General features: G+C 54.6%; 12 protein-coding genes and 1 tRNA gene. 8 read left to right on the top strand and 5 right to left on the bottom strand.

Annotation, left to right across the window (positions count from 1 at the left end):
* The first annotated feature begins 3 nt into the window (after positions 1-3).
* Together gspM and gspD are read left to right on the top strand one after the other, a co-directional pair.
* Positions 4-627 (top strand): type II secretion system protein GspM, encoded by a 624-nt coding sequence (gspM, locus tag HKD21_RS00795; RefSeq protein WP_194253775.1) that lies wholly within the window; start codon positions 4-6, stop codon positions 625-627.
* Between the two features lie 35 nt (positions 628-662).
* On the top strand, positions 663-2975 hold the full coding sequence (gene gspD, locus HKD21_RS00800; protein ID WP_194253776.1) for a type II secretion system secretin GspD: 2313 nt from the start codon (positions 663-665) through the stop codon (positions 2973-2975).
* Between the two features lie 808 nt (positions 2976-3783).
* Here gspD and gspG read toward each other — a convergent pair.
* The gene (gene gspG / locus HKD21_RS00810; protein WP_194253777.1) at positions 3784-4227 is read right to left on the bottom strand and encodes a type II secretion system major pseudopilin GspG; all 444 of its coding nucleotides are present in this window, start codon (positions 4225-4227) and stop codon (positions 3784-3786) included.
* 137 nt (positions 4228-4364) lie between these two features.
* Between gspG and HKD21_RS00815 the strand changes: the two genes are divergently transcribed.
* The 6 genes from HKD21_RS00815 to HKD21_RS00840 all read left to right on the top strand — a co-directional run bounded on the left by HKD21_RS00815 (position 4365) and on the right by HKD21_RS00840 (position 15285).
* Positions 4365-4784 (top strand): lytic transglycosylase domain-containing protein, encoded by a 420-nt coding sequence (locus tag HKD21_RS00815; RefSeq protein WP_194253778.1) that lies wholly within the window; start codon positions 4365-4367, stop codon positions 4782-4784.
* Between the two features lie 113 nt (positions 4785-4897).
* Positions 4898-4973: transfer RNA gene (locus tag HKD21_RS00820), tRNA-Glu, on the top strand.
* A 247-nt stretch (positions 4974-5220) separates the two neighbouring features.
* The gene (locus tag HKD21_RS00825) at positions 5221-5448 is read left to right on the top strand and encodes a restriction endonuclease (protein WP_194253779.1); all 228 of its coding nucleotides are present in this window, start codon (positions 5221-5223) and stop codon (positions 5446-5448) included.
* A 183-nt stretch (positions 5449-5631) separates the two neighbouring features.
* A complete protein-coding gene (locus HKD21_RS00830) occupies positions 5632-11643 on the top strand; it encodes a DUF4011 domain-containing protein (protein ID WP_407646498.1) in 6012 nt (2003 codons plus the stop codon).
* 940 nt (positions 11644-12583) lie between these two features.
* Complete coding sequence (locus HKD21_RS00835; protein ID WP_194253781.1) at positions 12584-13753, top strand: hypothetical protein; 1170 nt, start codon at positions 12584-12586, stop codon at positions 13751-13753.
* A gap of 290 nt (positions 13754-14043) precedes the next feature.
* Positions 14044-15285, top strand: coding sequence for a hypothetical protein (locus tag HKD21_RS00840; protein ID WP_194253782.1), 1242 nt, complete (start codon positions 14044-14046; stop codon positions 15283-15285).
* 94 nt (positions 15286-15379) lie between these two features.
* Here the strand turns inward: HKD21_RS00840 and HKD21_RS00845 are convergent, their stop codons facing one another.
* The 4 genes from HKD21_RS00845 to HKD21_RS00860 all read right to left on the bottom strand — a co-directional run bounded on the left by HKD21_RS00845 (position 15380) and on the right by HKD21_RS00860 (position 18567).
* Complete coding sequence (locus tag HKD21_RS00845) at positions 15380-16327, bottom strand: hypothetical protein (RefSeq protein ID WP_194253783.1); 948 nt, start codon at positions 16325-16327, stop codon at positions 15380-15382.
* Between the two features lie 117 nt (positions 16328-16444).
* A complete protein-coding gene (locus HKD21_RS00850) occupies positions 16445-17488 on the bottom strand; it encodes an EscU/YscU/HrcU family type III secretion system export apparatus switch protein (protein ID WP_194253784.1) in 1044 nt (347 codons plus the stop codon).
* Entirely contained in the window at positions 17485-18291 is an 807-nt protein-coding gene (gene sctT / locus HKD21_RS00855) for a type III secretion system export apparatus subunit SctT (protein WP_194253785.1), read from the bottom strand. Before sctT ends, HKD21_RS00850 begins: the two co-directional genes overlap by 4 nt.
* Positions 18292-18294: 3 nt before the next feature.
* Positions 18295-18567, bottom strand: a complete 273-nt coding sequence (locus tag HKD21_RS00860; RefSeq protein ID WP_194253786.1) for an EscS/YscS/HrcS family type III secretion system export apparatus protein — start codon at positions 18565-18567, stop codon at positions 18295-18297.
* Between the last annotated feature and the right edge of the window lie 20 nt (positions 18568-18587).

The following is an 18587-nucleotide window of genomic DNA, read 5'->3' on the forward strand; positions in this document are numbered from 1 at the left end:
CTGATGTCCGCCTCACCCACCTTTTTCAGCCTGCCCGACGGACGAAAAGGACGCGTCTTCGCCCTCGGCATGACGGTCGTCCTGCTGGTGCTGGTCGCCTCTGCTGCCTCCCTGCTGCTGAACCAGTATGCCGAGGGGCAGGCCGATCTGGCCGAGCAACAGGACATCCTCGCCCATACACAAATTCTGGTGGATAACCTGCCCGATCTTGAAAAACGGGCCCAGACGGCATCGCTTCAGGCGCGTGGCAGCACGCTCCTGATCAGTGAAACCTCGCAGGAAACGGCCCTTGCCCGCCTCCAGCAGATCGTGCACGACACCGCCCTTGAAGGTCAGGCCCTGCCGACGAGCATGGAACCGCTCCCCGTCTCCCGCGCCGGAGCGTTCGAGCGGCTCGGCGTGAGGGTTTCTCTCACCACATCCTATGCCGTGCTGGTCCGTCTTCTGGACGCCCTCGACCACAGCACCGCTCCGCGCCTGCTGGTCGATGATCTTCGGATCGACGTGTCTGGCAACCCGCAGGCCATTGACGAAACGGCTGAAGGGCGTGCCCTGGATGCTTCCTTCACCATCCTCGCATTGCGCGATCCCCACTCCATCGCGGCGTCCACCGCTCCCCGGCCATGATCCCTTTCCGCCGACAGAACAGACTGAGAGACAACGTGCCTGCTTCCCTGTCCCTTGCCATCTCCGGGATGTCCCGCCGTTTCCTCCTCATGGCAGCACTTCCGCCGCTGACCCTGCTGGCGGCCTGTTCTTCCACACCACCACACCTGACACCCCTGCCAATCTCAAAGCATCTGTACGGCCAGACCGCCACGCCCCGCGTTGACGGCCCGGTCGGGAGCATGGAATCCGCCCGGGGCGGTATGCTGAGTTATGGTCGGCCCTCCGGCACCCGTCAGGCCGGCGGCGCCTCCGGAAATGGAACCTTGACCCTGAATTTCGTGGACGCTGATATCCAGTCGGTCACAGACGAAATTCTCGGGCGGCTTCTTCAGGCCAACTATCTCGTCGATTCAAACGTCCACGGCACCATCACCCTGCGCACCCCGCATCCGCTGCGTCAGGATCAGCTTCTGCCGGTTTTCCGGACCGCACTCGCAGGCGCGGGCGCGGCGCTGGTTGAGGAGAACGGCATTTACCGCGTGACCACCCTTGCGGGCACGGGAGGAACCGGCGGCGGAACGGCAGGCAACACGATCGTTCCGCTGCGCTACACTTCGGCTGAAAGTCTGGTGAAGGCGCTTCAGCCCATCCTCAAGGGCGGGGACCACATCGTTGCGGCCCCGGCGGGAAATGCTGTCGTGATTTCGGGCGATCCCGCCACGCGGGCCTCTCTGGAAGAACTGGTCCGGACGTTTGATTCCGATGTGCTGGCCGGGCAGTCCTATGCCCTGTTCCCCGCGACCAGCGGCAATGCCAGCGAAGTCTCGCAGGCCCTTCAGGCTGCTTTGGGCAGCAAAAAGGAGCAGGCGCTCGCTGGCCGGATGCAGGTCGTACCCATGCCGCATATCGAAGCGGTGATGGTCATTGCCGCAACCCCCGCCCTTCTGGATCAGGCCCGCCGCGCCTTTTCCGTCATTGAGGCGCAGCGTCGCAGAACCGTGCGGAAATGGAATGTGTTCTACATCCAGAACAGCCGGGCGAACGACGTGGCCTATGTCCTGCAACAGGCCTTCACCCCCGGCCATGTCACGGCCGTTCCCACGGCAAAAGCCCAGAACTCCTCATCAGGCTTCCAGAACTCCTCATCCGGTTCCGGCTCGGGGAACGCGGGAGGTTTCGGCAGCGGGATGGGCTTCGGATCTTCCAGTGGCGGGACATCCCAGCAGGGCAACCAACTCTCCGGTTCCGGTCAGAATAGCCCGTCTTCGGACGGCCAGTCCGGCCAGACGCAGACCGCACAGGACGGAATTTCGAATAATCCCCTGCTCGGAGGGCTGGGTCTGGGCAGTTCGGGCAATAATTCCGAAACGTCGGAAATCCGCATCATTCCCGATACCCAGAACAATGCCGTTCTGGTCTATGGCACGGCCAACGAGATGGAAACCGTGGCTTCCATGCTCCGCAAGGTGGACATCATGCCCCTTCAGGTCCGGGTGGATGCCACAGTCGCCGAAGTGACGCTGAATGACTCGCTCAATTACGGCACGCAGTTCTTTTTCAAGTCGGGCGGAATAAACGGCATTCTCAGCAATGCGTCCCAGTCCCTTGGAAGCGCCAATCTGGTGTCGTCGCAGCTCTCCAGTTCGTTCCCCGGTTTCGTTCTTGGTGGATCAGGACAGGGCGGTGCGCCCTTCGTTATCAACGCACTACAGGCCGTTACGAAAGTGCGCGTTCTGTCCTCGCCTGAACTGATGGTCGTAGACAACCAGCCCGCCTCCCTCATGGTCGGCGATATGGTGCCGTATCTGACCGGCTCGACCACGGGGGTTCTGACGTCGAATTCCACCATCACGAATTCGATCAATTATCAGCCCACGGGCGTGATTCTTCAGGTCACCCCCCATGTCAGCAATGGCGGGACGGTCACACTCGACATTTCCCAGCAGGTCAGTTCCGTGGCTTCCAGCACGACAACAACCGGCAGCGGGTCCATCAACAGCCCGACCTTCTCCCAGCGTCAGGTCACCTCGCGCGTCGTCATCGCAGACGGTCAGACGGTCGGACTGGCCGGGCTGATCTCGGACACGTCCAACCGCAACAACAGCGGAATGCCCTGGCTGAAGGATATTCCACTCCTTGGAATGCTGGGCGGTAATCAGGCCAATACGCGAAACCGCACGGAACTTCTGATCCTCATTACGCCCCACATCATCCACAGCCAGAGCGAAGCCTACGCCCTGACGGAAGATCTGCGCGAACAGCTTCTTCACGCAGCACTCCTGCCGACTGAAATGAACGGCATGCCCCCGACCGGCTCGGCAGATCCGCAGCACCGCATTCTCAAAGCGGTCGGACTGCACGACTGACATGCCGCCCGGCAGCCCTCTGCGCGGACGGGAGGCAGGGTTTGCGCTGCTGCTGGTGCTCTGGACGCTCGCTTTTCTGGCGCTGATCGGCACGCAAGCCCTGATGATGGGCCGGGCGTCCCTGAACCTCGAAAGCACGGCACTTTGGAAGGCGCGGCTCCAGACAACGGCAGACGCCGCCATCACGACGGAACTCTACGCCATCGCCACGGGACGCACGCGCCCGGCGGGTCAATGGTCTTCCAGCCCTGAGGCCACAGAGTTTCAGGTCAGGACGCGCAGTCAGATCCGACGTGACAGGATCAATCCCAACATTGCCAGCCAGCCACTGATGGCGGCACTCCTGATGACACAGGGACTCCCTGTCGATCGGGCCGCGTCTCTGGCAGCCACGCTTCTCAGTTGGCGCAGTGAAGGGTTTCATGTGGCAGACAGAGCCTCGGCCTGTGTGTCACAGGGCCTGCCGTTTCATGATCTGGATGATCTTTCGGCTGTTCCCGGCATGACACCCCTGCTGCTTGAAGGGCTGGAGCCGCATCTGTCCTTTGCCCAGCAGGAGCTGCCCGATCTCAACAGCGGCGATCCATCCGTTCGGCAGGCTCTGCTGAAATCCGGGATTTCAAGTGGCGCGGATCAGACTGATCCGAACAGCGAAGGAAACGGCGGCGTTCTTGTTTCCGTGGACGCCATCGTCTTCCACGGTGCTTTCAGGATGTGGCGTCATGCCGAGGCGATCATGCTTCCCGATGAACGCCCCATTCCCTGGCGTCTGATCCGGCTGGAAACCATGACGCCAGACAGCAGTGCCTCAGGGATTGCAGATCATTCCTGCCCCGGCCTCGCCCCGGCCGTTCGGTCCGTGGGAACAGAGGTCATAATCATGCCCTTCCCGCTCGGAAGGAGCATGATACACATAGGCATGGTTCCAGGGATCGGACGGAACAGCGCCGCCCTTCAGATAAGGGCCGTTCCAGTTCTCCACCGATGACGGACGATGGACCAGTGCGTCCAGACCTTCCTCCGTGGAGGGATAATCGCCTGTATCGAGCTTATACATGTCCAGAACCGTACCGATCCGCGCGATCGACTGCTTGACGACGGACTGGCGCGCCCCTCCCAACTGGCGCAAAGCAGCTGGCGCCACGAGCCCGACCAGCAGACCCAGAATGGCCAGAACCACCAGAATTTCCAGAAGGGTAAATCCGGCATCATCGCGATGCTCGGCACGGGAGACCTGTCTGGGACATGACATTTTGATGACGTACCTTTTTTAACCGTTCGTCAAACGGTACTAAAGCCTCGGACCTTCTCTGCCCAGCGGATGAAGAGTGTCACAGTGCTGTCTTCATAATTTCTTCATTCCGGACAGAGCGTCCAGACAGGTTTGCCATGCCCGCTCCCCTTCTGGCCTGTATGCTTGCAGCAGCCATCCGGTATGATCTTCCACCACGGGTGCTGCCCGCTATCTGGGAAGTCGAACGCGGAGCCATTGGCCTCGTGCATCACAATACGAACGGCTCCGACGATCTGGGGCTGATGCAGATCAACACGCAGTGGATCGGCCTCCTTTCCCAGATCACCCGCATGCCGGCCACCCAAACGGCTGCGCGCCTCGTCTCGGACGGATGCTTCAATATCGCCGCCTCTGCTCTCATTTTGCGAAGTTACCTCAACGAAACACACGGAGACCTGCTTCAGGCCGTGGGAGATTATCATTCCCACACGCCCCAACTGAACTCCGCTTATCAAAAACGCGTTCTCGAACAGGCGACGCGGCTGTTCGAGAACAAAAATCCGTCACTGGAATAGTAACTTCGGGCTTCTTTAACGCCGCAAAGCAATCGCTTTGCGTGGTCGCAGCACAAAAACCCAAAATAACACTTGTCAGAATCCGAACGACAGATTAGTAACCCCTTCGCCTCGTCCCATTCGTCTAGAGGCCTAGGACACTGCCCTCTCACGGCGGCAACAGGGGTTCGAATCCCCTATGGGACACCAGCATTTCCAATAATTTAGCGGTTATATAGCGAAGCAATTGATTGCTTTTGGGCCCAGACGAGGCCCACTGTGAAAAACTGAGACATTTACCCTAAAACCCCCCTCCCAGCGGGGTCGAGTGTTATGGCCAAAGTCCAGTATCGGGTCCGCAACCGCATCGCAGAGTGGGACGTTCCCCTTCTCGAAGAGCCGCGGCGGCGTTGATAGCGTGATTAACGAACATCGCCTTAGGCTGGAGCGCATTTACATGCAGGCCTTTATGGGCTCGCTTGTAGGGCATGGATCAACCAAAAGCGCGTTCTTCATCACGTCCTCCTTCAGCATCCCGACGATGGACTACGTTTGTCCCCAGAGACAGCGCGCCACTCTGATTGACAGGTCCACGCTGGCCGATCTGATGACCGAACAGGGCTTGCGTGTCAGCCGCGCGGTAGAGCTCAACAATATTGACCTGAATTGCTTCGAGCCCGACTAACAGATTTTACGCGGACAGATATGGATCATCACGCCGTTGGGGGATGAATCGCGTGAAGGTCACTTGAAAATCATGCCCTGATCCGTGACAGTCTTCTGTAACGAAGTATGAATTTTTCTTCATGTTGCGCTCAACGAGATCACAGGCGCATGCATGCGATTATCGAGCGTTGTGGAGATTTCAGTGACAGCCGACCACCAACACATTGCTGACGACGTTGAAATCACTGCAGAAGAAAAAAAGCCTGAACTTCGGATCGTCCTACAGGAAACAGTCAATGCCAGCCTGTGGGAGAACAGCGTCCCCATCCTCGAAGCGCTGGAATTCGACAACAAGAGCGAAAATACATATCAGGTTGTTGAAATAACCATCACCAGCGAGCCGCATTTTCTGACCCCACGGTCATGGATGCTCCAGCAGATAGGCCCCGACGAACTTCGGGTTCTGAATGATCGTGACCTGACACTGAACGGGTCATTGCTCTCTGCCCAGGCCGAAGCATCAAGGGCCGTGGTAACCATTGTCGCCCGTGCGGGCGAACAGGAACTCACAAAGGTAACGCGTGACGTCCGGATGCTCGCCCGCAATGAGTGGGGCGGGCTGTCCGGTATCCCTGACATTCTGGCGGCTTTTGTTCTTCCCAACGACCCCGCTATTGCCCGTATTCTGCGCAGTGCGTCCGAGATCCTGCGGCAGGCCGGACACTCTCCCTCTCTGGAAGGTTATCAGGGAGACAAAACGCGTGTCTGGGCACAGGCTCAGGCGTTATGGTGCGCCATCTGCGCGCTGGATATCACCTATATCAATCCGCCCGCCTCTTTCGTTGAAAACGGCCAGCGTATCCGCCTTCCGACGCAGGTCGTCGAAGATCGTCTGGCGACCTGTCTCGATACGACTGTTCTGTTTGCTGCCTGTCTCGAAGCCATTGGTTTGCGCCCCCTGATCGTTCTGACGCGCGGGCACGCCTTTGCGGGCCTGTGGCTGTCCCAACAGGATGCGGGTTCTTCGGTAGTGCAGGACTTGCCAGGCATTCGCAACCGCCTGAAGCTCGATGATCTGCGCGTCTTTGAAACGACTTTGGTGACGGCTGCCCATAAACCCAGCTTCACCGCAGCCTGTGAGCATGGCGAGGCGCACCTGCGCAAAATAGACGATGACGATCAGGAGGCGTTCCGCGAAGTCATCGATATTTACCGGGCGCGCCTGCGCCGTATTCGTCCCCTCTCCACTTCCGCCGGCGCTCTGGGTGCCGACGCGGCAGAAACCATCCCCGATGAGTCAGCGGGGCAACCGGCATTTGAGGCGGCTCCCCCTTTACGTGAGGACCGCGAGGAAGAGCGCCTGCCAGATCGTCCGGCAGATCGCGTGCAGAGATGGTGCAATCGCCTGCTCGACATGTCCGCGCGGAACCGGCTGCTGAATCTGCCCAAATCAGATCGCCAGCTGATAGAACTCGACTGCCCTGATCCAGCTGCGCTGGAAGACATGGTGGCGGAGATGCGCTCAGGCGGGAGCGCCAAACCGCTTCGTTTTGTCGCAGCGCCCGGGCTCATGGACGATGATGATCCCAGAAACAAGGCACTTCATCAGGGAAGACATCACGAAGATGCCTCCAGAGCGTATGCTTTGGAAGCTCTCAAACGGCGCGAGATCGTCGTTCAGCGGAAAGAGGACAAGCTCCAAACCGCACTGACCGAAATTTACCGGCACGCCAGAAATTCCGAGCAGGAAGGCGGCACGAACGTCCTTTTCCTGACGATTGGGGCGCTGGCCTGGACATCGCAGGATAAATCCCGGCCGTATCTCGCTCCTCTCATTCTCGTTCCGGTCATTCTGGAACGAGCCAGCATCAAATCACCCTTCACGCTCCGAGCGCACGGAGATGAAACCCGTATCAACACAACGCTGCTGGAAATGCTGCGCGCCGAATATGATATCCGGATTCCCCTGCTGGAAGCAGAATCGCTTCCGGAGGATGAGTCCGGCCTCGATGTTTCAAAAATCATCGAAGCCTTCCGGTTGCATCTTCGACACATTCCGGGCTGGGAAATTCGCGACCACGTCAGCCTGACGACATTGAGCTTCGCGAAATTCCTGATGTGGAAGGATCTGCTGGAGCGAAAAGAGCATCTCGCCACAAACGACGTCGCCAGTCGTCTGCTGAACGGGGTCAAGGACGGCGAACAGACAAGCCCTCCTCTGCCAGACGGTTTCAATCCTGCTGATGACCTCGACGATGCTCTCGCCAAAGCCGATCTTGTCTGCCCGATGGAAGCCGACTCATCTCAGCTCAAGGCCATCGCACGCGCAGCAGCGGGCGAAAACTTCGTCCTGCTCGGACCACCTGGCACCGGGAAAAGCCAGACGATCGGCAATATCATTGCCAACACGCTCGCTCAGGGTCGTACGGTCCTTTTTGTGGCTGAAAAACGAACGGCGCTTGAAGTCGTCCGTGCGCGCCTGTCTAAACTGGGCATTGCTGAATTCTGTCTGGATCTGTTCTCGCCCAAAGCGAACAAAATGGCGGTGTTGCAACAGTTCCAGACTGCACAGGCTGCGCTGGAGGATTTTCAACCTGAAGAATATTCACGGACAAAACAGACGCTTGATACCATTCGTACAGAACTGAACGCCTATGTCCGAGATCTTCATACGCCCCGCCGCAATGGCTGGACGCCCTATCGCGGAATTGGCGTCACTCTTCGCGCACAGGAATCATCGATCGTCCGCATTCCTCTGGAATGGGCCAATGCAGATGTTCATTCAAAAGCGGATTACGATGCGCTGGTCCAGTCCGTTGAGGATCTGTCGACGCTCTACGCCCGCATCGGAGACGTCGTCGTCTCACCCAGACTGGCAGGTCTTGAGCAGACGGACTGGTCGCCACTGTGGGAGGGCAGACTGCTTGACGCCGTCAATGGAGCACTCTCTGCCCTCGACACGCTAAGAGAGGCGGCGCTGAGCGTTACCAAGGCGCTTTCGCTGCCTCAGAACAATTTCTCTCTTCAGCGGCTTGAACAGATCAGGGCACTTTGCTCACATCTCCTGTTGCCCAATGCAGCGGCATGGAGCTTTACAGAAAGCGCCCGCGAAACACGCGATGCCGTATTGCTGGAACAGGAATCTGTTGCACGGTGCCACACCCTGACAGTAGATCTTAATGCCCGATGGAAAGACAGCGTACGCACTCTTCCAGTGGCTGAAACCCTTGCGGAATGGCGCGCCACCAAGGAAAAATGGCTACTTGCGCGCTCCATGGGGCAAAAGGCCATCCGCAAACGGCTTGAGTCTCATGCCGTCGCCCTGCCTGAAGACTGCGAAAGCGACCTTGAGGCTCTTGTCGAACGTGCGGCCCTTCTTGAAAAACTCACGAATGCGTCTCACAAGACGAGCATCGGTCCGATGTGGCGGGGTCTGGAGACTGACTTCGATGCAATCAACGCCGCATTTGGCTGGGGACAGGAAACACGCACCCGCCTTGCGGGCTGTACGGCTGAAACGGGCGAGTTGCTCACTGCACGCGCCCACCTCAGAACCCTTCTCACGGAAGGCCAAGATCTTCTCGCACCTGGCGGAACAGTCCACGCCTCCCTGACCCGTTCTCTGGCTGCATTTATCAACCTTGATGCCGCTGTGGAAACACTGGCGAACTATAGCGCCAGCGACATTACCCGACTGGCTCCCCCCGAAAATCCCGATTGGCTCGAACAGACCTCAGACAAGCTGCGGGACTGGAAAGAGGCTGCTCGCGAACTGCGCGACTGGTGTTCATGGCGCCGCGCCTGCCATCAAGCTGCACAACTCGGTCTGACACCCATGATTGAAGCCATCGAGCATGGGTTGGTCGCAAAAGATGACGTACTGGCCGCTTTCGAAGCGAATTACGCGCGCTGGTGGACCATGCACGCGGTCAGTGAGTCCGTCCTGCTGAGCAGTTTCGTGGCCGCGACCCACGAAGGACGGATTGTCAGGTTCCGCGAACTGGACGAAAAACTGAAGACCCTGGCCATCCGTCTGATCCGGGCACGCCTTGCCGGACGTATTCCCGGCGAAGCCGCACGACAGCACGATCCGGAATATAAGGTTCTGACGCGCGAGATCGCCAAGAAGTCCCGTCATCTTCCGGTCCGTCAGTTGGCCGAAAAGATGCCGAGTGCCCTTCGCACCCTCACGCCCTGTCTCATGATGAGTCCGTTGTCGGTCGCGCAGTATTTGCCCGCCGATGCAGATCCGTTCGATCTTGTTATCTTTGACGAAGCGTCCCAGATCGCAACATGGGACGCGATTGGCGCCATCGGACGTGGCAAACAGGTCATCGTGGTGGGCGATCCCAAACAGTTGCCACCCACGGATTTCTTCACGGCGGGTCGGGTGGGGGCCGATGCTGATCCATCCGATGAGATGACCGACCTTGACTCGATCCTCGACGAATGTCTTGGGGCGGGTATCCCGGCCATCAGTCTGGAGTGGCATTATCGCAGTCGTCACGAAAGTCTTATCGCATTTTCGAACCAATCTTATTACGGCGGGGATCTGGTCACCTTTCCCTCACCGGTTACAGCGGATCAGGCCGTCTCTTTCCGTTTTGTCCCGAAAGGGATTTATGAACCGGGCAAAAATGGGTCACACACCAATCCTGCGGAGGCCCGGATGGTGGCTGCCGAGGCTGTGCGGATCATGCGTGATGGCACTGACCGCTCGGTCGGTATCGTCACTTTCAACGCAGAGCAGCAGAAGCTGATTGTCGATCTTCTGGACGCGGAAGTCCGCAAAGATCCTGCGCTTGAAAGATTTACGGGAGAACAGGCCCATGAGCCTGTGCTTGTGAAAAATCTGGAAAACGTACAGGGCGAAGAGCGGGACGTGATGCTGTTCTCGCTCACCTACGGGCCTGACATCACGGGCAAAATTTCCATGAATTTTGGCCCCCTGAACCGTGATGGTGGGGAACGTCGTCTCAATGTTGCGATCACGCGCGCTCGCGAACAGTTAATCGTGTTCGGGTCGCTGCGGGGGGATCAGATTGCGATAGAACGAACACGCGCGGCTGGTGTTCGGGACCTGCGCCGCTTCCTGCTGTTCGCAGAACGGGGTCCAATGGCTCTTGCCGGCGCCCATGAAGGATCTGTTGGAGGATATGACAGTCCTTTCGAAGTCGAAGTTGCTACGATGCTTCAGGCAAAAGGCTGGGAGGTCACGACACAGGTTGGCGTCTCCGGTTTCCGTGTGGATCTGGGCGTCATTGATCCCGATTTACCCAGCACATTTCTGGCAGGCATAGAGTGCGACGGCGCCACCTATCACCGAAGTGCCACGGCACGCGATCGCGATCGTCTGAGACAGGCTGTTCTTGAAAATCTCGGCTGGAACATTCTGCGTATCTGGTCCACGGACTGGTGGACCAATGCCCCTCGCGAAGTTGAGCGGGTTGAGGTTGCCCTGCAAAACTTTCTGAAGATTGCCCGCCAAGAGCGTGCTGATCAAGCCGAGCAGGACGCAGCAAAAGCTGAAGCACTACTGAACACAGGTCCTATTGAGCACGAAGAAAACCCTGCTGCCTCGGTCGAGACCACGGAATGTGAAGTGCTTCCCGACCAACCCGCCGCAGAACCTTCATCTGAACAGATCGAGCATTTGGAGCCTCTGTACGCAAAGGCACCCGAACATATGCCATCAGATGATGTAACCTGTTCGGATATCGAGGCCGATCCATCCAGATTTACGCAGGACGATTATCTGCCGACGTTGGCTCGCCTTGTCGTTCGCACTGTTGATCAGGCAAAAGTCATTCGAGAAGACGTTCTTATTCAGACCCTGTCGCGGGCACACGGCTTCAGTCGGGTCGGGCGCGAAATTCGCGAACGCGTCCAAAGCGCTATTCCCACATCAATGGCGCGCACCGAGGAAGATATCGGCACTTTCATATGGTCGGATCGACAGCCTGTCGTCCCAAGACTACCCCTGACGTCATTAACGGCTGAGAAATCCGTGGACCCAGCCATGTTTCCTCTTGCAGCCCTCATGGACCTGGCAAGCCGCGCCATCGCTATCGACTGTCCAGACGACGACGCAATTGCACGAATGCGCGATGCCTGCGGTATGAGTCGTATGGGACAGGCAACACGAGCACGATTTGCCACAGCTCTGAATGAAGCACGCCGTATGAAAGATGCGCCCGATACGTTTCATCTATAAAAAACGCTGCCTGCCAGCCTTGAATTGGCAGGCTTTCAAAGTAATTGGGAGCCGGAATACCAACCCTCTGAAAATGTCGCAGACTGCGTGAAGCACAACATAGTTCTTCACCATCGCTGTCGCCGCGATTGTCGCGGCAAACTGGCTTCAGACTGAACACGACTGGAGCGTGGATCGAAACTTGCGAGGACGGCATTATGCGCTGACGGATGATGGACCGGGAAGCGCTATATTCTAATCTACCAGGAGGCGATACTAGTCCTCTTGAGGAAAATAAATCGGCATCTGCTGTAGATGAATACTGATGGCCTCGATCCCCATACAGACACAGAGAGTACCCACGGTCAGGATGAGCCGGATCTGAAGATTGGCACCAGATCATATGAAAGCGGCTGCTTTTGCTCCCATCCACTGAGGGGCAGAGCCTTGTCCAGATTAGGGCGGAAGGCCTCAAAATCCCCAATCAGGGAAAAGTTGGTTGCCAGGTCCTCACAGTCGGACAAAGCGCTCTGCAAAATCAAAAGAAATCGGCGCGCTACACGAGCCATTCCAATTCCAAAAAAAGAATACAACCACAAAGGCGGCTTGCCTGTAAGAATTTATTCCACGCCATCAAAATACTGAACAAAAGAAAAAAAATATATATCTTAAAATAAACTCATAGTAGAATTTTTATATAAAATTAATTTATTTCTATTCTTCATTTTTAACTAAAAAATTTACAAGTAAATTTTATTCATCATCTACAGACACAATTATATTGTTATAATCAAAATTATTTTATTCATAGAAATAAATGAACTTTTCATTTTTGATTCCGTTAAAAATATTCAAATTATCTCCATACCACTTATTATAATATAAATTACTATTTTGATTTTATTTATCAAAATAGTTTGGATTTAATTATATAAATATCAATTATTAATGGATATATATCATGATTTTTTGTAATGATTTTGTATCAATGAATTTTTCTCCAAAAATCAATAATGATGGAATAAGAGACAATACTATAATCGTAACAATAAGTGGAATTGGGCATGAACATGATTCAGATAAATATATTCTGTTAGAAGATGATTTTTCTGATTTCAATTTGCTTGGCATAACCAGTAAAAAAAGAGATTTTTTTATCAATAATTCTACAAATATAGCCATAGACTTTTTGAAAAATTTTTTGGGGCAATTCTCTGAAGTGATTGTTATTACCCATTCTATGGGTGGTTTTTTTGGATTTTATTTAAATAAATACATAGACATTGATTTATGTATTGTTTGCAGCCCGTATCTATCTCTTTCTTCAGAGGAAATGAATTTAAGCAATGACGACAATAGGGTGTTACAAGACAGAATAAGTGGGTTTTGCATAGAAAATTACTGCATTAATAAAATTAAAGTATCAAATTTAGAATTAAAAAGACAAGAAAATCTTATAATTATAATAGACCCAATTTTAATTGATGATAAAAAAACAGCTCACATGGTAGATACATTTTTTAAAAAAATTAATGTTATTATGCTTCCAAACTGCGGACATTTATCACTTTATTATTTGGAGAGGAGCCATGTAATAAGCTCAATAATAAGAAATAAAATAAAAACTATTGATAAACTGTTTGTTAAGAAAATAATAAGTGGCGTATTAACTTTTTATCTTCGGTGCGTTTCTTTTAGAAGTTCAAAAATTTGTATCAAGAGTCAAATTTATTTCAACGATCAGGAACTTCATAAAAATTATTATTCCTTTGTCTATGATGCATCGTGTTCAGATGAAAACAATGACCATTATATATTTATCAATAAATATGGTTGCATTATGAGTTTTTGCCTCTCAAAATCAGGAATTTCTTGGTCATCAATGCCTTTTGAAGACGGTAAGTTTTCTGCTGTCATTATGAATAAGCACAAAAATATGTGCTTTTCGTTCTATAATGAGCAATTTATTGAAATGGACTATAAAAAAGTCTATTTAGAATTAAATAAATCAGAAAATGAATTTTCAAAGATTCCCTTTTCAAGAGATTTTTTTACTAATTACTTCAATAAATTAAGCTTTAACGAAAAAATAGATCTTTATTCAATCATAAATAGGAACAAAAAATCATGAGAATAAGTTAAAATCTATTATTAATAGACTTATTGGAGAATAATATAAATAAAATAGGAGAAATTTTTAAATTATTACTCCAAAGAGAGGTTTTAATTTATTTATCCTTCGTAAATAGCCGTCTTTGTGGAACAAAATCAAATTACGAGCGCCCGCCTCTCTTTCCATATTAGCGTTTGATCGCAAGTTCCGCCCAAATGAGCCAGCCCGTTGCCAGACAGGTTGACGTCAGCATGTACTTTTAACGTCTCAGCCAGAATAATTTTTCTCTGTCTTGATGGAGCACGGGCATGTTGATTGGGACTATCGCTTCGGGAGGCACTGAAGCAGGTGCTCAGACGGCGGGCAGCGAACTGGAACATTCTGGCTCGGAGAGTACCAAGACAGGAAAGAAAGCCGACAAGAATGCGGCCTATAACGAGGATCTAGAACAGGGAATGGATACGCTTCAGCAGAGCGATCCGGCCCTGTTTTCAAAGATCATGACCGCTGGCGAATCTGGAAACGGCAACGGCCTCGTCGAGAACGAGCTTCAGGCTTACAAGAACGGCGATCTAACCAAGAGCCAAGCAATTGCAGCGATTTCCGGCGCCCAGTCACTTGCAAATAACAATGGCGGCGGACGGATCAACAAGAAAGAGCGGGCCGAGGCAAAAGAGGTTCTGGGGGGAAGCTATATCAAGGGCGGCCAGACCCGTGCCGGTCATGCAATTCTCAAATTTCTTGAAGATACGTCCCCGATTGCCCAGATCGTGAAGGGCATCAAGTCCAAGACGTCTGATGGACCGGGGAAGGAAACGATTCTTCAGGCAGGAAGCGGCGCTTTGTCGACCGCGACACAGCAAGCCATGTCTGATCTCGAACAGACAGATCCTTCTCTGGCCCAACAGTTTTCGACCGATGCCAGCAAGAAGAATGGCAATGCCATGGCGCAGGATCTGGAGATTGCTGGCGAAGAAGCCGTCAACTCTGGGGGAGCGTTTTCTGATGCAGATGCAGCAACACTCGGAAGTCAGATTGGGCAGATGGGGGCAGGAAAGGTCTCCAAAAAAGATGCGGCAGCTTTTGAGGCCGAATTCGGGGAGGGCACGATTGATCGTGGCAGTACAAAGGCCTCCAAAGGGTGGGACAAGTTCGAAACGGGGATTGGAAATTTCCTGTCCTCTGTTGTTTCTCCGCTGACAGACGGGGTCGGAATGATCGACCAGTTTGCCAAAGGGAATAAGAGTCAGGGTCTGAAAGATCTGGGCGGGATGTTTGAAGGCGTCGCCAGCGATGCCGCGCTGCTCTTTGTTCCCGAGATCGCGCCGGAAGTGGATGGGGCAACCGCTGCTGCCCGCACTGCTGAAGGCGTTGCGGAGAGTGCAGGGAAAGGTGCATCTTCAATTGGCGACATTCTCAAAAGTGCCGCTGGCAAGGTGGGCGACGGCCTCATGACAGGCGTAGATACCCTAGATTATGGATATAATATCTACTCCATGGGAGAGGGCGATCCGACTGCTCAGCAGCACAAAAATGCAGAACAAGCCTGATCAGACTGTATTCTGGTTTTAGTCTTCCAAAGACAAAAAGCCATAAACCGGGGCGATACGGCCCCGGTTTATGGCTTGGTTATTTAACCCTGATTCAGGCGTCTCCGAAATCCGCAGTGTAATGCTGGCTTGCATCCTGCGCCATGGTCATCGGATTGGAACTGGTGGCGTTGCGATCGTCATCGGGATGGAGATAGGCGTTGCCTGTTCCCAGCTTTGACTCCATATAGGCGCCGCCATCTTTCATGTCCTGCGTTGAGCCGTCATACCATCCGGTTACGGTAGCGCGGCCGCCTGCGTCTTTTGTTACGGCGTTGGAAGGGGCGTCACTGGCAATGCTCTTGCTATCGCCTGCGGTCTTGCCATTTCCATCAGAGACTTTGATGGATGCGTTGCGTCCGTCAATATAACTGACATCGTCATTATTGACGCCCTTGGCATCCGCATAGAACTCCAGACGGCTGGCAGTGGACTGGAAATTGCCGGATGAATCTGCCTCGGCGTCATAGCCGCCCTGACCATTCTGATATTTCAGTGTGCCAGTCTGGCCGGGTTTGAGGTCGATCTCAGCTGTAGGCTGGGTCGTGGACCCGCCGTTGAGAAACTGGCCGATTTTTTCATCGTGATTGCTGGTATTGGTGATGGTGGTCGTATTGGGACCGTCTCCCGCATTGACGCTGGAAGTGCCAGACGTTGCCGCAGCGGGGCTGGACGCGTCGCTCGAAGCCGGAGCCGCGGCTGCGGGCGATGTGCTTCCTGTTGCGGGTATCGCAGATGCAGAAGGCGCACCGGCCGGAGAGATGGCAGGGCTTGGCGTATCGGAACCCGGGCTTGTGGAGCCTTCTTTATTTCCCTGCTTCAGCAGGACCATGAGCTCCTGAAAGACTTCCGCAAGTTTGGCTTCTTCCTGCGTGTTCTGTGGGCCGCTGCTCTGGCCTGCGCCATTCGCGCTTCCTGTACCGGAAGACAGGCTTCCGGACTGCATTGCGGCCATCAGTTCCTGAATCAGGCTCTGTGTGTCGGGCGTAATTGAAGTGCTCATGTCGTCCTCATCGTGCGGCTGAAAGCGGGCATGACAAACGGATTCATAGCCGCGTTTTTCTGCAGGATCTGTTTACGATGGGAAGCTGACGTCAGCCTGATTTGCGTCCCGACGGCTTCATGACGGAAGATTCTGAAGAATACGCGCGACGGGCTGGAAGAATTCCGGCGTGATCGTTGTGCCAGGCTTGAATTTTTCCGCAAGATTTCGCGCAAGTTCATAATCCCAGACGATAGGAATGCGGCTCTCCTGAGCAATCGTTCGATAGATCTCAGCCTGTTCTCCATGCGCTCGGCAGACAATACGCGGAAGCGGAGTTTGCGGCGGTTTATAGCGCAGGCCAATGGCAACCGAGTCTCCACAAATCATGACGCTTGCCTGCTTCGGACCAAGCGGCACCGTATTGCGACGGGCCTGACTCTGAAGACGGCGCTGTTGTCGTTTGATCAGCGGGTTGCCCTGACTTTCCTTCCGTTCGTTCTTCGCCTCGGTGGGCGTCATCCGCATTTCCTTGAGAAACATCTGTCTTTGGATCAGCAGGTCGATCACGCCGGAAACCATGTAAAAGACGCAAGCCGCCCCAAAGATCGGCATAAGGAGCGTAAAGAGAATGCGGGGCAGTTCGGTAACCCCGGCTTCAGGCACACGGACGAGACCACCAATCGCGCCATGAATAATGAGTGCCAGTGTTCCACCGAAAAACAGAACCTTGACCACTGACATGCCCAGATCCACGAAAGTCCGGGCTTTAAAGAGGTTTGCGAACCCTGAAACCGGATTGATCTTCTCGAATTTCGGCATCACGGGATCAAGTGCGAAGACAAACCCACCATTGGTCAGAATCCTGACGAGAATGCCTGTTATAATGGCGAGAGCGAGGGGCGTCAGGGCGTCTTCGAGGCAGACATTTCTGAGGGCCTGACCCACGCTCCCGACCCCGGACCTGAAATCCATCGTGAGAGCATTTCCGACAGCATCCATCATCGTTTGCAGATGGATGGCAATCGCATTGCGCCGCAGCAAAAGCCAGCCGATCAGAACGATAGTCACCACTCCGGACTGAAGGTCCGGAGCCTTGGCGATATGGCCTTTGCGACGTTCATCAGCGAGTTTTTTGGCAGAGGCCGGGAGGGATTTTTCCTCGCTACTGCTACCGCTCATGGCTTCAGCAACTGGTGCATGGTGCCAAGAACATCCCGGGAGGCGACAAGATCATGCTTCATGTACGAAACAAGCCAGGCGCAGTAGCCGAACATCATCAGGATGAAGACCAGATTGCGCAGGTTCGGAGCGAGATCATAGAGATGCAGTTTCGGGATGGCGCGCATCAACAAAATGACGCTCGCCTCACACAGCAGCATCGCCAGCATGACGGGGGCGCCGATTGAAAGACTCACGGTCTCCAACCGGTCGAGCAGCCCCAGCAGAACCATACCGAAACCCGGTTGTGGCGCCAGCGCCAGAGCGAGCGGAGGCCAGAGCATTTCGGACGACAGCAGCGTATCGGCCAGAAGATTGAGCCCTCCTGACAGGACAAACAGAGTCGTGACAGCAAGAGCGAAGAAACCGGCGGTTGTGGATTCCTGATTGCCGCTTCCCGGATCTTCGGCCTGTCCCTGTGTTGCGCTGCGCTGGGTATCGAGCAGTTCGCCCGCACATTGAACGCCCCAGATTGGCAGACCAATGAGGAACCCGATGATCACACCGATCACCATTTCCTTGGCGCCGAGCATACCGAGCGCCATCAGGGAACGTGGTTCGGTAAGCAATCCGGCATGGATCATGGGTGTTGCGGGAATACCGAGCGCGAAGGCAATGGCGCCAGTGATGGGGCCGCCAAGCTGCATGCGTGTAAAGACCGGCAGCACGATAGCCGCCCCCGCTGGACGGCTCATCGCCAGTGCGATGGCGCTCAGCCAAGGCATCATCTGTTGCAGGACAACAAGGGCGTCAGTGGCAGGCACGGATCAGAAGCGCGTCATGGCCGGGAAATCAGTCAGGACGTGTTCAGTAAAAGCCAGCAGAGGCGGAAAGAGCGTCGAGGCCATGAGCAGCAGCGTCGCGCAAACAGCGACGACCTTGAAGGTCAGCGGCATCGTCTGGTCCTGCAGCTGCGTTACGGCTTGCAAAAGACCGATCAGGAGCCCGACCACCAGCGCAATCGCCAGCGGCGGCCCGGCGATCGAGGTAAACAGAAAAAGCGCGGAAGAGAGTTCCTGCGTGAGGGCCGCATCATCCACCGGTAGTGTTCTTCCGCAGA

This window comes from Gluconobacter cerevisiae (assembly GCF_015244675.1).
Classification (GTDB): Bacteria; Pseudomonadota; Alphaproteobacteria; order Acetobacterales; family Acetobacteraceae; genus Gluconobacter; species Gluconobacter cerevisiae.

Bases quoted from the DNA above. Each gene is read 5' to 3' on its own strand.
- gspM (WP_194253775.1), top strand. From the start codon at position 4: ATGTCCGCCTCACCCACCTTTTTCAGCCTGCCCGACGGACGAAAAGGA.
- HKD21_RS00850 (WP_194253784.1), bottom strand. From the start codon at position 17,488: ATGAGCGGTAGCAGTAGCGAGGAAAAATCCCTCCCGGCCTCTGCCAAA.
- HKD21_RS00845 (WP_194253783.1), bottom strand. From the start codon at position 16,327: ATGAGCACTTCAATTACGCCCGACACACAGAGCCTGATTCAGGAACTG.
- HKD21_RS00825 (WP_194253779.1), top strand. From the start codon at position 5,221: ATGCAGGCCTTTATGGGCTCGCTTGTAGGGCATGGATCAACCAAAAGC.
- HKD21_RS00840 (WP_194253782.1), top strand. From the start codon at position 14,044: ATGTTGATTGGGACTATCGCTTCGGGAGGCACTGAAGCAGGTGCTCAG.
- HKD21_RS00815 (WP_194253778.1), top strand. From the start codon at position 4,365: ATGCCCGCTCCCCTTCTGGCCTGTATGCTTGCAGCAGCCATCCGGTAT.
- HKD21_RS00835 (WP_194253781.1), top strand. From the start codon at position 12,584: ATGATTTTTTGTAATGATTTTGTATCAATGAATTTTTCTCCAAAAATC.
- gspG (WP_194253777.1), bottom strand. From the start codon at position 4,227: ATGTCATGTCCCAGACAGGTCTCCCGTGCCGAGCATCGCGATGATGCC.